Annotated in this window: 11 protein-coding genes; all 11 read right to left on the bottom strand. The window is 55.1% G+C overall.

Annotated elements, in window-relative coordinates:
• Positions 1 to 17 precede the first annotated feature (17 nt).
• The 11 genes from ACZ92H_RS08230 to rfbF all read right to left on the bottom strand — a co-directional run bounded on the left by ACZ92H_RS08230 (position 18) and on the right by rfbF (position 11,936).
• Positions 18 to 848: a glycosyltransferase gene (locus ACZ92H_RS08230; RefSeq protein WP_465048953.1), complete on the bottom strand. Its 831-nt coding sequence runs from the start codon at positions 846 to 848 to the stop codon at positions 18 to 20.
• A complete protein-coding gene (locus ACZ92H_RS08225) occupies positions 845 to 2,101 on the bottom strand; it encodes a lipopolysaccharide biosynthesis protein (RefSeq protein WP_465048952.1) in 1,257 nt (418 codons plus the stop codon). The genes ACZ92H_RS08230 and ACZ92H_RS08225 overlap by 4 nt, the downstream gene beginning before the upstream one ends.
• Positions 2,102 to 2,139: 38 nt before the next feature.
• Positions 2,140 to 3,192: an NAD-dependent epimerase/dehydratase family protein gene (locus ACZ92H_RS08220; RefSeq protein WP_465048951.1), complete on the bottom strand. Its 1,053-nt coding sequence runs from the start codon at positions 3,190 to 3,192 to the stop codon at positions 2,140 to 2,142.
• A complete protein-coding gene (gene dmpG, locus ACZ92H_RS08215) occupies positions 3,189 to 4,205 on the bottom strand; it encodes a 4-hydroxy-2-oxovalerate aldolase (protein WP_465048950.1) in 1,017 nt (338 codons plus the stop codon). The genes ACZ92H_RS08220 and dmpG overlap by 4 nt, the downstream gene beginning before the upstream one ends.
• On the bottom strand, positions 4,198 to 5,100 hold the full coding sequence (locus tag ACZ92H_RS08210; RefSeq protein ID WP_465048949.1) for an acetaldehyde dehydrogenase (acetylating): 903 nt from the start codon (positions 5,098 to 5,100) through the stop codon (positions 4,198 to 4,200). Before ACZ92H_RS08210 ends, dmpG begins: the two co-directional genes overlap by 8 nt.
• A 71-nt stretch (positions 5,101 to 5,171) precedes the next feature.
• Positions 5,172 to 6,110 (bottom strand): NAD-dependent epimerase/dehydratase family protein, encoded by a 939-nt coding sequence (locus tag ACZ92H_RS08205; protein ID WP_465048948.1) that lies wholly within the window; start codon positions 6,108 to 6,110, stop codon positions 5,172 to 5,174.
• Entirely contained in the window at positions 6,107 to 7,903 is a 1,797-nt protein-coding gene (locus tag ACZ92H_RS08200) for a thiamine pyrophosphate-binding protein (protein ID WP_465048947.1), read from the bottom strand. Before ACZ92H_RS08200 ends, ACZ92H_RS08205 begins: the two co-directional genes overlap by 4 nt.
• Positions 7,900 to 8,742 carry an HpcH/HpaI aldolase family protein gene (locus tag ACZ92H_RS08195; RefSeq protein WP_465048946.1) on the bottom strand — a complete coding sequence of 281 codons (843 nt, stop codon included), beginning with the start codon at positions 8,740 to 8,742 and terminating at the stop codon, positions 7,900 to 7,902. Before ACZ92H_RS08195 ends, ACZ92H_RS08200 begins: the two co-directional genes overlap by 4 nt.
• A 12-nt stretch (positions 8,743 to 8,754) precedes the next feature.
• Positions 8,755 to 10,080, bottom strand: coding sequence for a lipopolysaccharide biosynthesis protein RfbH (gene rfbH, locus ACZ92H_RS08190; RefSeq protein WP_465048945.1), 1,326 nt, complete (start codon positions 10,078 to 10,080; stop codon positions 8,755 to 8,757).
• An 18-nt stretch (positions 10,081 to 10,098) separates the two neighbouring features.
• Positions 10,099 to 11,166, bottom strand: a complete 1,068-nt coding sequence (rfbG, locus tag ACZ92H_RS08185; RefSeq protein ID WP_465048944.1) for a CDP-glucose 4,6-dehydratase — start codon at positions 11,164 to 11,166, stop codon at positions 10,099 to 10,101.
• Complete coding sequence (gene rfbF / locus ACZ92H_RS08180) at positions 11,166 to 11,936, bottom strand: glucose-1-phosphate cytidylyltransferase (protein WP_465048943.1); 771 nt, start codon at positions 11,934 to 11,936, stop codon at positions 11,166 to 11,168. The genes rfbG and rfbF overlap by 1 nt, the downstream gene beginning before the upstream one ends.
• Positions 11,937 to 11,956: the final 20 nt, after the last annotated feature.

Here is an 11,956-nt window from a genome sequence, read left to right as displayed (position 1 = left end):
ATTTTTATTGATTATTTCTATTTATTCTGGCTTTTCAAAATTTCCTCGCGCTCGACATTGTTTATTTTTTCAATATTCTCGACATCCAGATGAAATTGTCTCTCATATGTTTTCATCGACAAAATGCATTGATAATACATCATCTGCAAAACAAAAAATAATCCAGGCCTGCCCGCCTTATATCCACCGCCTAACAGATAATTTTTCAGAAATGCTTTGCCCAAACGGGCAAAAAGCTTGAGGCTTCCACTGAATGCACTACGCTGTGATTCGATGTCGGTATACCTGTCAATTGTAGCAATGTAGATTTTTGCCGTATTTGAAATAAAATGCCGAACAAAATATTTATTTGCCGGGACATAATAAATTTCGGCCTCCGGCACCGTTGGTTTTCCAAAGGAATGGATTTTATTCCCAGTAAAATCAAGCGCTTCTTTCATGAACACACGATTTAATCTGTCCGCGTAGGCATCGTGACAAAATTTTCCATAATAAAAATTTTTTCTGGCCAGATTAATGATCTTGTATTTATCTGAACCAATTCCATCGACTATCTTCATCAATGTTTCGCTATCGAGCATTTCATCAGCAAATCCCCAGTATATCCATGGCGTCTTGACTGTTTGCTTGATCAGCGCGACCGTATCTTCGTCTTCAACCCATCCTATATTTTTGTTCGGAAATACCTTTGCACCATACTTTTCAGCGATCTCACTGGTGGCATCGGTACTGTGGTTGTCAACAATCAGAACATGTCCCCACCCCGTCAAGTTGCGCAACACTCGTTCAATTCTTTTTTCTTCATTGAAGGTAAAAATAACAAAAGTTAACTTATTACAAAATTTCATTTCGTTCCTTGTTTTTTTTCTCTTTGTAAACCGACAATATGCAAAATAAGAAAAACAGCTATGAATATTTGCGACAACGCAATAGGTATACCGATCGCAAACGAATTTTGCGGCCAATAATGCATCGCCAGGTATCCACCGATCATGGACGACGCCGATGCGAAAACATTGCAAAATATCATTACCTTGGCTGCGTTATTCAACATTAGATGCACCGTTGCAGCACCTATCACCAGATTTCCGGCCTCAACCAGCACACCAAAACCGATGGCCTGAGCATATTCCACATAATCGTTTTTAGTCAAAAACAGTAATAAATATTTCCCGGTCAGCGCAGCACCCAGCATGGCAATCAATGCAAGAATCAAGGCATTTCTAATATACCTCAGCGTGAACTGCCCCTTGCTGGCATAAATTTTCGGCAAGAATATCTGAGAATAGACGGATGAAATCGCCTGCATGCCCGCACTGCCAAGGTTGGTCACAACCACATAAATTGCGGCCGTCGCCGGAACACCAGCCCATACATACATCAATCGGTATGATTGCAATTGCGCAAGATTACAAATAGCACCAACCGACAGAGCATATGATTTCCGAAAAACCGTTTTGTAGTTCTCGATCCCTTCGTCAAGCCAGCTGTAAGCAATTTTTCTGGAGCTATAAAGCACGATGATGCATACTTCCAGAAACAATGCCATCACTGATGAATACAGTAATACGCCGGCAGTTGCCACAACAAGACTGTGGACCAGAATGAACAGCCCGACTTTTGCTACCCCTTCGAAAACCAGCATACACACGACAAATATCTTGTGACCACGGTTATTGAGCAATCCTCTGGAAAAATTACATAAATAAACCAATAGTGCAGTTACATAAATGCCGAATATATCGGATAGATGAATTTTTCCAAGATACAGCAGCGGCATGCAAAACATTACGCATAACCCCAATGCCATCAGACAGACGATTTTATTGATCTTGTAGAGCGCCGTCACAGGAATTTCTTTCCCGTGCAACGCCAGTCTGGCTTGCAAATAGTAATCAACTGGAACAAAAATGAGCGCATTCATGACATATGAAAGCGTCATCAGATAAAAATATTTCCCGATCTGTTCAGTAGAAAGATTATTCGTATAAATTTTTATAAAAACGAAACCGACGCCGATTGAAAAAAACCTTAATCCAATCACAGCGCCGGTTTCTAAAAAATTCCGCCTGTTTAATGCAGAAATTACTTTTTTTAACATGACTTTGAAACTGTTAATTACTTTTCTTTTTCACAAACTCATGTGCTTTTGCGCGCATACCAGTGATATGTCTTTCCTACAGCCTGCTCCAGCGAGCATGTCTGCTCGACATGCAGGCTCTTGTTGCTCTTGACCAGATCCGGGTACAGATCGTCCTGGGTTTTACGTTCCGTCGCAACATTGCCAAACACACATTTGGCAGTCTTGTTGGCAGCACGTTCAATCAGTTTGATCAATTCCAGATGCGACACAGGCTCGGCGCTACCCAGGTTATAGGTCTGGCCATCGACACCGTGCACCAGGGCGGACAAGGTCCACCAGGCCGCATCGCTGCCGTACAGGTAGCTGCGCCGCGCTGAACCATCGCTATGCATGCGAATCTCGCTGCCCAACAACATGTCACGCATGAAGTTATTGATCGCCCAAGGACGATCGAGCTCCTGATACGGCCCCAGGAAGGTAAATGGGCGCAGGGTGCTGACAGGCAGGCGGAACTGGCTCCGATAGGTCGCGCACAGGCTTTCTGCAGCGTGTTTGGCATCGCGGTAGACGTTGTGCAACTGCCCTGCAGGTACCGGGAAATTATCCGTCTCGGCGATCGCGCCGGTCCGGTACGGGGTGCCGTTGACCAGGCTAGAGCTGAGATTGACCAACCGTTTCAAACCGGACAACTGCGTCGCCGCATCCAGCGCGTGGGCGGTGCCCTGTACCGTGGTCTGGAACACCCGCAATGGGTCGGAGGCGTGCACGCGGTTGTCAGGGATGCCGGCAGCATGCACTACATACGTGGTATCCGGATGGAAGGCGAATGGCGAGCGCACGTCTTGCACGACGGTATGAATATCGCCGCGCGTCGACAAGCGCGTATTGGCCTTGGCCCAGTCGGCCGCGCTACGTGAATACAGGTCGAGCGTCATGCCAAGCCGGTATTCGTCATTGAGCGCGGCGACCATTTCAGCCAGCCAGCTGCCCAGGAAGCCACTGCCACCAGTGACGGCGATGCGTTGACCGCGCAAGGCTGCCCGTACGTCGGCATTGGTCGACGCGGCCAGACAGTCCTTCGAGAAACTCGAGGAAAGGTCGCTCATCATGCGGCCGCCTTTTGCGCGGCCAGTTCCTGCGCCACTTCAAAAATCAGGCTTTCCTGTCCCGCCACGGCATTGCGCTTGCCGAGCGCAAAGAAAATATCGCGTGGATCGACACCGTATTCCTTGGCGGCACGGTCTACCGGCTTGGCGAAGCCGGAGAACACGCCGGCCAGACCGCTGACGATACTCAGCGACGAAATCGTCGGAATTGTCGTCACAAATTCCTTGGCAGCCAGTCCGGCAGCGTCGAGTATCTTGTACAAGTCGATGCCGGTCTCGATGCCGAGGCGCTGGAATACGGCGATCAGCACTTCCAGTTGCGCATTGCCGGCACCGGCGCCAAAACCGTAGATGCTGGCATCGATCATCGATGCACCGGCATTGACTGCCGTCACTGAATTGATCACGCCCATGCCCAGATTGTTATGGGCATGGAAGCCGACCGGAATCGACAGTGCATCGACCAGGCGCGAGATGCGCTCGGTGACGTCGGAAGGGAAATAGGCACCGGCCGAATCCATGATGATCAGGCCTTCGGCGCCATACGACTCCATCTTCTTGGCTTCTTCGACCAGTACTTCAGGCGTTGCCATATGGCTCATCATCAGCACGCCGAACACCTGCTTGCCGGCCTGGCGGATATAACCAATATGACGGTCGGTGGTATCGGCTTCGGTACAATGCGAAGCGATGCGAAACACGTCCACGCCAGCGTCGATGGCCTTGACCAGGTCTTTCTTGATGGTGCAAAAACCCGGGATCGAATGGATGCCCAACTTCGAATTTTTCAGATTTTCACGTGCCACCGCCAGGATGTCGCTATCGCTCAACGCAGCTTCGCCGATCAGCATCGACGACGCACCGAGGCCATTGCCATGGCCGACTTCCACGATCGGCACGCCAGCGGCTTCGGCGGCACGGCAGTAATTCGCAACATTCTCGGCGGTCAACTGATGGCGTACTGCATGATTACCGTCACGCAGGGTAGGATCGGTGATCAGTACTTTTTTAGTCATTATTTTGCTCCTTACGCAATTTGATTTCAGCTACCTGTTCCGCTATGGCGATGGCAGCGCAATTGATGATATCGAGGTTACCGGCGTACGGCGGCAAATAGTCGCCGGCACCCACCACTTTAATAGTCACGATCACGCGGTTGCCGTCAATCGTAGGATTAACGATCATTCTATAACCAGGAACATAAGCATTGATTTTCTTTACCATTGCTTCGACCGAAAGGCGTATCTTGTCGATGTCCGGATTTTCGATTTGCGCATAAATAGTAGTCTGCATGTCGATCGGCGGACGTGCCGGATTCAGGATCAGGATGGCCTTGCAGCGCGCCGCGCCGGAAAACTTTTGCAGCGCCTGCTCGGTCGCATCAATGTACTCATCAAGGTTATGGCGCGTGGCCGGACCCGCACTGCGCGACGAAATGCTCGATGCCACTTCAATGTAGCCGATGTCCGGATGAACCTGGGCAATCGCATTGGCAATCGGAATCGATGCCTGGCCGCCACACGTGATCATGTTGATATTGCGCGCGCCACTGTCCAAGGCTTCCTTGGCATTGATGGCAGGGATGCACAAGGCGCCCAACTTGGCCGGGGTCATGTCGATGACAGTCTTGCCCAGTTTGTCGAGAATAGCCCAGTGTTCATGGTGCGCGTGTGCCGAGGTGGCGTCGAACACGATGTCGCAAATATCCGGGTTTTGCACGATGGCGTCGATGCCGCGGTCGGAAATATGCACGCCCAGTTCGTTGGCCTTTTGCATGCCTGCCGAACTGAAGTTACGACCGGCGAACAAGGTACATTCGAGCCATTCGGAACGCATGATCTTGACCATCAGGTCGGTGCCGATATTGCCGGTACCAATAATACCGACCTTTACTTTGCTTTTCTGTGTCATTTCATTCCGTTCAATTTTGATCTTTATTGCTTACATTAAATAGCTAGCCCGGCATGGCGGGCTGCTCGTCTCTATTGTGGATCTCGGCAGAGAATGCTGGCAGTTTCCTTCGCGATACACTCGAGGGAGGAATACGCAGGCAGGTAGCCCAATTCCGCCGCCTGCCGGTTCAGCGAATAGTAATGTGGCTTGGCGCCAGTGGCGTTCACCACATTGGAGGCGGTGCCGACAAATTCATATTGCAGGCCAAATTGCTGTTTCATCGCTTCGAGCAAGGCTGGCTTGTCGACCGGAGCGCGAGTATAGCAATCGATTGGACCGTTGTGCGGCGGCCCATTCAGGATACAGTTGACGAGTTGGTGAAAATCTTCCGGATGCATGAAGTCGCGCACCATGTAGTCCGGTGACGTCTGCAGCACCGTATTGTCGCGGATGGCGCGCACGATATCGGTAATAAAAAAACGCGCAGCCATGTTCTGCGTACGGCTGAAACAATTAAATACACGAATATCGGTGATAGCCAATTCAGGCTGGGCCCGGTGGCGGCATTCAGCATAAAGTTTGGCAACCGAATAATACTCTTGCGGAGTTAGTGCATTGATGGAAATAGCGGCCTGGGTCGATGGACCGGCCGGCTCCAGGAAGGTGCTGCCGTAGGCTGCGCCACTCGACAGGAAAATGTAGCGTCGCTGCGGATGCTGCGCCAGCCCGGCCATCACCATGTCATCGTACTGCTGGGTAATGCCGAAGATCGATGCGCCCATCTTGGCTGCGCGTTGCGGATCACCGACACCGACGAAATTGATCACGGCGTCGTGCGCATGCTGGCCGTACTCTTCATACAGATACAGCGGGCAGCGCGCGGCCAAGCCGAGCTGCTCCAGCCACTGCTGCGCCGGCGCCAGGTCACGCACGTACAATTGCAAGCGGGTATCTTCCTGCAGAGCCATCAAGCGTATCAGGTCCTTGGCGATCTGGCTGCTGGCGCCAAGAATGGCTACGTGTTTCATAACGCCGCCGCCTGTTCCATTTCGCGCGCCTGGACCTCGGGCGGCAGGTGCGGGAACATGCTGTCGATGCTGCTCGAACGCATGCGTCCGTCCGGCAGCCTGACCGATACCACGGCCGGGATGATCTTCTGGTCGCGCGGTGCGACGATCTCGCACAGCACCGGACCGTCCATCGCCATCACCTGTGCCAGCGTGGCCGCCAAGTCTTCCTCGCGCTCGCAGCGCACGAACGGCAGCGCATAGCTGGCCGCCATCGACTCCATGCTCGGGATAAATACGCCGCTGCGGCTGTCAGCGCCGACATAGTGGGCGCCGAGGAAGTCGCGCTGGGTATTGCGCATCGATACATAGCCGTCGTTATTGATGACGAACAACTTCACGTTCAGCCCGAAATGGCTCATCGTCGACAGTTCGTGTACGTTGGTCATCAAGGAACCATCGCCGGTGACACAAACGGTCGGACCGGCGGCGCCCGTGGTGGCGGCGCCATTAGCTACCGGCAAGGCAAAGCCCATCGCGCCCATGGAGCCTGAGGAAATGAAGCGTTGGCCTTTTTTTACGCGCAGCGCCTGGCCCATCACATAGAAAGCCGAACCCGCGTCGGCAACCACGCAGGCATCGTCGGCCAGCATGCGGCTCAGTTCTTCGGCGAAATGGTAGAAATTGACAGCGCCATTGTGTTCATGCGCCTCGCAGCTGACCGGGTAGCGCTCCTTCCACGACAGGGTACAAGCACGCCACGCACTCCAATCGGGCGCAGTCGTGTTGGCCGAAACGGCCAGCAACGCCTCGATGAATTCCAGGCTGCCGGCCTGGATCGCATGGCTGACGCCGACCTGGCCGCGGGCGATCACGGCCGCATCGAGCTCGACCTGGATCTTGACGGCGGATGGCGCGAAAAGCTCACTTTCCCAGCCGGTCGTCTGGCCATGCAGGCTGCAGCCGATGCTGAGAATGACGTCGGCGCTCTGCACGGAAAAATTGCCGGCACGGTCGCCTTTCGGCCCCGGATGGCCGACGAACAGGGGATGATCGAAATACATGACATCCTTGCCCAGTTGGCTGGTCGCAACGGGAATACCAAGCTGCTCGGCCAATTGTTGCAGTTGCGATACGGCATTCGCACAGCGCACGCCATAGCCGGCGAGGATCAGCGGCCGACGCGCGCCTTGCAGCAAGGCCAGGACTTCGGCCACGCTGTCCGCGGCAGGCGCCAGGGCCAGCGGCTCGGGAACATAGCCGGCCAGTTCTTCAGGATCGATCAGCGCGCCCTGCACATCAAGCGGCAGGTCCAGCAATACCGGGCCAGGCCGGCCGGTTTGCGCCAAGTACAGCGCTTTTTCCAGGTGATAGCGGATCGTCTTTGGATCCATGACAAGCTGCGCATACTTCGTAACGGATGCCACGATCGGGACGATATCGACTTCGAAGGTGCCGAACTGGCGCAGGCCGGAGATGCCGGAACCATGGATGGTCTGCGTACTCTTGCTCTGGCCGGTCAGAAACAGCAGCGGCGTGCTGTCTTGCCAGGCGCCAGCCAGGCCGGTCAGGATATTGGTCGCGCCCGGACCACTGGTGGCATAGCAGACGCCCAGTTCTCCACTGCGGCGCGCGTAACCGTCGGCGGCCATCGCGCTGGCCTGTTCGTGATGGTGGTGGATATAACCGAGGCCACCTTCGCGGCCCAGGGTATCGACCAGGTGCATCATCATCCCGCCGTTGAGCAGGAAAATGTGTTTGACGCCTTGTTCCAGCAGGCGCGAGGCAATGTAGTCGGCTACGCGGATTGTCATGTCGGTTCCATATGATCTGTTGCACTGTCGAGTGCTAAAAATGTGCGCTGTTCCTGGTCGAACGAGGTGACCGCACGCACGACGGCATCGCGGATAATCGAGGTATCGACGGCGTAGACCAGGAAGTTGGCGCCCAGCGCCAGGGCGGCGGCGATGTCTTGCTGGCTGCGCACCATCATGCCGGCGGCTTTGCCGGCGGCACGGATGCGCTTGATCGAGCTGTCGACGATGGCGGTTACACGCGGATGGCGGGTATCACCATCACAACCGAGCGCCACCGCCAGGTCATAAATGCCCATGTAGACCACGTCGAGTCCGGGCGTGGCGCAGATGGAATCGATATCGGCCAGCGCGCTTTCGCTTTCGATGATGACGCAGGTCAGAGAAAAGTCGTTGCTGAGTTTTCCTGAGCGGTTGTCCGGCGGATTCGCATACTGCGCCGCGCGGGTAAACGGGTTATAGCCGCGCGTGCCGCGCGGCGCATACTTGGCCATCTTGACGACGGTATCGGCTTCGGCGGCGTTGTTGACTTGCGGCGCGATGATGCCATGCGCGCCCAGATCCAGCGCCCATTGCGCGGCCGACGGGTTGACCCCCGGCACGCGCACCAGAGGCACGCCGCCGGCCGCCTCGACGGCGCGGATGCAGCCATCTAGGCCGCTGACATCGAAAATGCCATGTTCCATGTCGAGAATGGCAAAATCCATGCCACCGAGGGCAAAGATTTCCACCACCACCGGTGAAGGAATGATGGACCACACGCCCAGCACCGCCTGGCCGGCGGCCAGTTTGGCTTTGAGCGCATTGACGGCGGCAGCGGGCTTGGCGGGTGTAGACATGCTGGTACTTTCTTAGAAGTTAACGCCAAAAAATTCTTCAATCTTGCTGATCGAGAAGTCCATCATTTCCTTGGTCAAGCCCGGGAAGACGCCGATCCACAAGGTATCGTGCATGATACGGTCCGTATTCGTCAGTTCGCCCGACACGCGATAGTTACGGCCGATCATATATGGCTGGCGCGTCAGGTTACCGGCGAACAGCAGGCGCGTACCGATCTTATGCTGATCCAGGAACGTCAGCAGGCTGACGCGGTCCACATTCGCTTCCGGACGGATGGTGATCGGGAAACCGAACCACGATGGGTCCGAATTCGGCGTCGCTTCCGGCAGGATCAGGAACTCCTCACAGTTTTTCAGGCCATCTTTCATGTAGGCGAAGTTGTCCTTGCGCGCCTGCACGAAGCCGGCCGCGCGGTCCATCTGCGCCAGGCCGCATGCCGCCTGCATGTCGGTGATCTTCAGGTTGTAACCCAGGTGGCTGTAGGTGTACTTGTGATCGTAGCCTTCCGGCAGCGTGCCCAGCTTGCAGCAGAAACGCTGGCCACAGGTGTTATCCTTGCCCGGCGCGCAATAGCAGTCGCGGCCCCAGTCGCGGAACGATTCGGCGATGGCTTTCAGCTCCGGATTGTTGGTAAAGACCGCGCCGCCCTCGCCCATCGTGATGTGATGCGCAGGATAGAAACTCATGGTGCCGATGTCACCAAAGGTGCCGCACATCTGGCCGTTGTACGTGGCGCCCAGGGCATCGCAGCAATCTTCCACCAGCCACAGATTGTATTTCTTGCACAGCGCGACGATGACTTCCAGGTTGAATGGATTACCCAGGGTATGGGCCAGCATGATGGCCTTGGTCTTGTCCGTGATGGCCGCTTCGATTTTCGAGGCATCGATGTTATAGGTGCCCAGCTCGACGTCGACAAAGACGGGCACGGCGCCAAACTGCAGGATCGGGTTGACGGTGGTCGGGAAACCCGCTGCCACGCCGATGACTTCGTCACCTGGCTGGATGGCGCGCGCGCCCAGTTTTGGCGAGGTCAACGCCGAGAAGGCCACCAGATTGGCCGACGAACCGGAGTTGACCGTGATCAGGAACTCGACACCGATGAACTTGGCCAGGCGTTTTTCAAATTCGTCGTTGAAGCGACCGGTAGTCAGCCAGGCGTCCAGCGAGGCTTCGACCATCAGGCCCATCTCAGGCGCGCCAACGACTTTGCCGGCCGGTGGAATCACCGTCACGCCCGGTTCGAATGGCTTTGGCACGCTGGCCAGTGCACCATATTGCGCAACCAGGGCAGCGATTTGTTCGCGGATTTGTTGTTGGGTCAGTTGTTCGCTCATGATACAGCCTTCAATTTGTTAAGTATTTTGATAAATAGTGATTTGCGCCAGCGTCATTGCACGCATGTCGGCGCCTTGGTCGCAGGCTTTATGCCATTCGACGATTTTGGCGATGGTCTGGCCAATGTCCCAGCGCGGATGCCAGCCCAGCTGGCCGCGTGCCTTGGAACAATCGAGTTTCAGATAGGTCGCCTCATGCGGATGGTCCTTGCCATCGAGCGACCAGGAGGCGCCGGCGCCCCACTCTTGCGTCATGCGCTCGATGATCCATTCGACGGGCTTGGCGTCAGTATCGTGCGGGCCGAAGTTCCAGCCCTCGGCATGCACGGGGCCTTCCGTGTACAGTTTCTCCGCCAGCGTCAGATAACCGCTCAGCGGCTCAAGCACGTGTTGCCACGGGCGAATGGCGTGGGGATTGCGGATCATGACCGGCTCGCCGGCGCCAATGGCGCGCAACATATCCGGGATCAGCCGATCCAGCGCCCAGTCGCCACCGCCGATGACGTTGCCAGCGCGGCCGCTGCCCAGGGCAATACCATGCTCAGCATATTTGTCCGCATTAAAAAAAGAACTGCGGTAGCCTGCCGTTACCAGTTCGGCGCAACCCTTGCTATTGCTGTACGGGTCATAGCCACCCATGGCCTCATTTTCGCGGTAACCCCAGGGCCATTCGCGGTTTTCGTAGCACTTGTCGCTGGTAACATTCACAACCGAGCGCACGCCTGGCGTGGCGCGTACGGCTTCCAGCAGGTTTACCACGCCCATGACATTGGTAGCGTAGGTTTCCACCGGATTTACATAGGAATAACGCACCAGCGGTTGGGCCGCCATATGGATGACGATTTCCGGGCGGGCGGCCTCCATCGCGCGTTTGAGCGCTACGCCATCGCGCACGTCACCGATGATCGACTGCATGCCTTGCGCTACATTGGCTACTTCAAACAGGCTGGGCGTGGTGGGCGCTTCCAGCGCGTAACCGGTCACATCTGCACCAAGCTGCTGCAGCCACAGGCTCAGCCAGCCACCCTTGAAGCCGGTATGCCCGGTGAGGAAGACGCGCTTCCCTTGCCAGAATGCGGGATTCATCAAGCCGCCTTCCAGGGCGCCTTGCCCGATTGCCACAACTCTTCCAGGTGTACCTTGTCGCGCAGGGTGTCCATCGGTTGCCAGAAGCCGCGGTGGAAAAAGGCGTCGAGTTGCCCCTCTTCAGCCAGGCGTTCCAATGGCTGTTTTTCCCACGTGGTGCTGTCTTCGGCGATGTAGTCGATGACTTTGGGCGACAGCACGAAATAACCGCCATTGATCCAGGCGCCATCGCCCTGTGGTTTTTCCTGGAAACTGTTAATTTTCTGACCATCCAAAATCAATGCACCAAAACGACCAGGCGGCTGGGTCGCCGTCAAGGTCGCGAGCTTGCCATGCGCTTTGTGGAAAGCGATCGATTCCGTAATGTTGACATCGCTGACACCATCGCCATACGTGAAACAGAATGCCTCTTCACCTTCCAGATACTGCTTGACGCGCTTCAGGCGGCCGCCCGTCATGGTTTCATCACCGGTATCGACCAACGTGACTTTCCACGGCTCGGCATTGCGAGCATGTACTTCCATCTGATTATTCTGCATATCGAACGTCACATCCGATGTATGCAAGAAATAATTGGCGAAATACTCCTTGATGACATAGCCTTTATAACCGCAGCAAATGATAAATTCATTGACGCCATGAGCGGAATAACTTTTCATGATATGCCAAAGAATGGGTTTTCCACCTATCTCAACCATCGGTTTTGGTTTGGTGGAAGTTTCTTCGCTAATACGGGTACCCAAACCACCCGCCAAGATGACTGCCTTCATTTCATGAAACCCTATAATTT

It is taken from the genome of Janthinobacterium foliorum, from assembly GCF_978021625.1.
The sequence above is the reverse complement of the archived record's forward strand: the minus strand, read 5'-3'. Positions and strand labels throughout refer to the sequence as shown.

Bases quoted from the DNA above. Each gene is read 5' to 3' on its own strand.
- ACZ92H_RS08230 (WP_465048953.1), bottom strand. From the start codon at position 848: ATGAAATTTTGTAATAAGTTAACTTTTGTTATTTTTACCTTCAATGAA.
- ACZ92H_RS08225 (WP_465048952.1), bottom strand. From the start codon at position 2,101: ATGTTAAAAAAAGTAATTTCTGCATTAAACAGGCGGAATTTTTTAGAA.
- ACZ92H_RS08220 (WP_465048951.1), bottom strand. From the start codon at position 3,192: ATGATGAGCGACCTTTCCTCGAGTTTCTCGAAGGACTGTCTGGCCGCG.
- dmpG (WP_465048950.1), bottom strand. From the start codon at position 4,205: ATGACTAAAAAAGTACTGATCACCGATCCTACCCTGCGTGACGGTAAT.
- ACZ92H_RS08210 (WP_465048949.1), bottom strand. From the start codon at position 5,100: ATGACACAGAAAAGCAAAGTAAAGGTCGGTATTATTGGTACCGGCAAT.
- ACZ92H_RS08205 (WP_465048948.1), bottom strand. From the start codon at position 6,110: ATGAAACACGTAGCCATTCTTGGCGCCAGCAGCCAGATCGCCAAGGAC.
- ACZ92H_RS08200 (WP_465048947.1), bottom strand. From the start codon at position 7,903: ATGACAATCCGCGTAGCCGACTACATTGCCTCGCGCCTGCTGGAACAA.
- ACZ92H_RS08195 (WP_465048946.1), bottom strand. From the start codon at position 8,742: ATGTCTACACCCGCCAAGCCCGCTGCCGCCGTCAATGCGCTCAAAGCC.
- rfbH (WP_465048945.1), bottom strand. From the start codon at position 10,080: ATGAGCGAACAACTGACCCAACAACAAATCCGCGAACAAATCGCTGCC.
- rfbG (WP_465048944.1), bottom strand. From the start codon at position 11,166: ATGAATCCCGCATTCTGGCAAGGGAAGCGCGTCTTCCTCACCGGGCAT.
- rfbF (WP_465048943.1), bottom strand. From the start codon at position 11,936: ATGAAGGCAGTCATCTTGGCGGGTGGTTTGGGTACCCGTATTAGCGAA.